The 1684-nt window shown below is 64.6% G+C and carries 4 protein-coding genes; all 4 read right to left on the bottom strand.

All coding sequences use genetic code 11. The annotated features are described in order from the left end of the window. Nucleotides 1-537 (bottom strand): recombinase RecA family protein (locus tag ACNPM4_RS11460; RefSeq protein WP_473965302.1); only part of this gene is annotated, 537 nt, incomplete at its 3' end. A 267-nt stretch (nt 538-804) separates the two neighbouring features. Beyond that, on the bottom strand, nt 805-1029 hold the full coding sequence (locus tag ACNPM4_RS11455) for a DUF3046 domain-containing protein (protein WP_081859941.1): 225 nt from the start codon (nt 1027-1029) through the stop codon (nt 805-807). 20 nt (nt 1030-1049) lie between these two features. Further along, complete coding sequence (locus ACNPM4_RS11450) at nt 1050-1358, bottom strand: helix-turn-helix domain-containing protein (protein WP_026049981.1); 309 nt, start codon at nt 1356-1358, stop codon at nt 1050-1052. A 141-nt stretch (nt 1359-1499) separates the two neighbouring features. After that, on the bottom strand, nt 1500-1684 hold a 185-nt coding region (locus ACNPM4_RS11445; RefSeq protein ID WP_448985789.1), incomplete at its 5' end, for a CinA family protein.

Below are 1684 nucleotides of genomic sequence, written 5' to 3'. Positions count from 1 at the left end.
GAGCTTGCGCAGCGCCTGCGACATGAGACGTGCCTGCAGGCCCACATGCGAGTCACCCATCTCGCCCTCGATCTCCGCGCGAGGCACGAGCGCCGCGACGGAGTCGATGACGATGAGGTCGATGGCACCGGAACGCACGAGCATGTCGGCGATCTCGAGCGCCTGCTCGCCGGTGTCGGGCTGAGAGACGAGAAGCGCGTCGATATCGACGCCGAGCTTCGCCGCGTAGTCGGGGTCGAGCGCGTGCTCGGCATCGATGAAGGCTGCGATGCCACCGCCACGCTGCGCGTTCGCGATCGCGTGCAATGTCAGCGTCGTCTTACCCGAGGACTCAGGTCCGTAGATCTCGACGATGCGGCCACGCGGGAGACCTCCGACGCCGAGGGCGACGTCGAGGGCGATGGAGCCGGTGGGGATGACGGCCACGGGGGCGCGCTCATCGCTGCCCAGCCGCATGACCGAGCCCTTTCCGAACTGACGATCGATCTGGGCGAGTGCGGTCTCGAGGGACTTCTCGCGGTCGGCGGGTGATGGCATGGTCTGCTCCTTCTGCGCGCGTGGTGCCGCCTGTAGGCTGTCGCGGCTCTCCCGGTTGGGAGGAACTCTCCGACAAGGCGTAATGGCTCTTCGGCTTGTTTCCACCGTAGGAGAGGCCACCGACATCGACGCCGAGAGCTCGCATACCGTGGAGAACAGATTCCCTGAACCACTTGTGCAGAAGACTACGCCCGCTTCGAACAGATCTTCGACGACACGCCGATCATCACAGGTCGTGTCCCGTAACCTGCGGACACCCTCCAGGGCTCAACGCCCTCGCGGCTCCTGCCGTCCGACGCCGTGCCGACGGTTCTCCGGAACATCCATCTCTGCGCAGAGCGCCAACCAGATCTCCCGCGGCGGCGTGCCGTCTTCCAGAGCTTCGAGCGCCGTACGGCCACGCAAGGCTGAAAGCCCGAGGTCGTTCACCAATGACGAGGCTCGCGCCTGGAACTCGGTGTCGACGGCGCGAAGGAACTCGCTACGACGCATCGCTCACCCGCATGCGAAGCTCAGTGCAGCGAGAGCTGAGGCTCGACCGACGCGACGAGGTCGTCCGGAACGACATCCGGGAAGACCTGAATGCCCTCGAGCACAGAGATGCGGTCCCCGACCTCACGCATGATCGTCGAGATGGGCACGTCGAGAGCATCGGCGACGGATGCGAGGATCTCGCTCGACGCCTCCTTCTGGCCGCGCTCGACCTCACTGAGGTAGCCGAGCGCCACCGACGCTTTGCTCGCGACCTGCCGGAGCGTGCGCCCCTTCTGCAGGCGGAAGTCCCTCAGCACATCGCCGATTTCCTGTCGTACAAGAATCATCGGAACCTCCTCCCCATGTGATCGTTCGAGGTCTCCCCCGATGAGACAGCCAGTCTAGTACTCCTGACCTGCCCGAAATCTACCCCTGCACTCTGTGGTTTGAATGTGAGCACATCCGTAATAACCGAGATCGGATCGTCACTATTCCTGGACGAACTCGAGCAATTCTTGGAGAGCCGCCACCACCGTCAGAGCACGGATCGAATCACGGTCACCCTGCAGGTGCAGCGTCTTCGTCGACGAGCCGTCGGGTGTCACGATCCCGATGTGCACCGTTCCCACCGGCTGGCCGTCGGGGGAATCCGGGCCGGCGATGCCGGTCGTCG

The sequence above is a fragment of the Microbacterium umsixpiens genome (assembly GCF_053543675.1).
The sequence above is the reverse complement of the archived record's forward strand: the minus strand, read 5'-3'. Positions and strand labels throughout refer to the sequence as shown.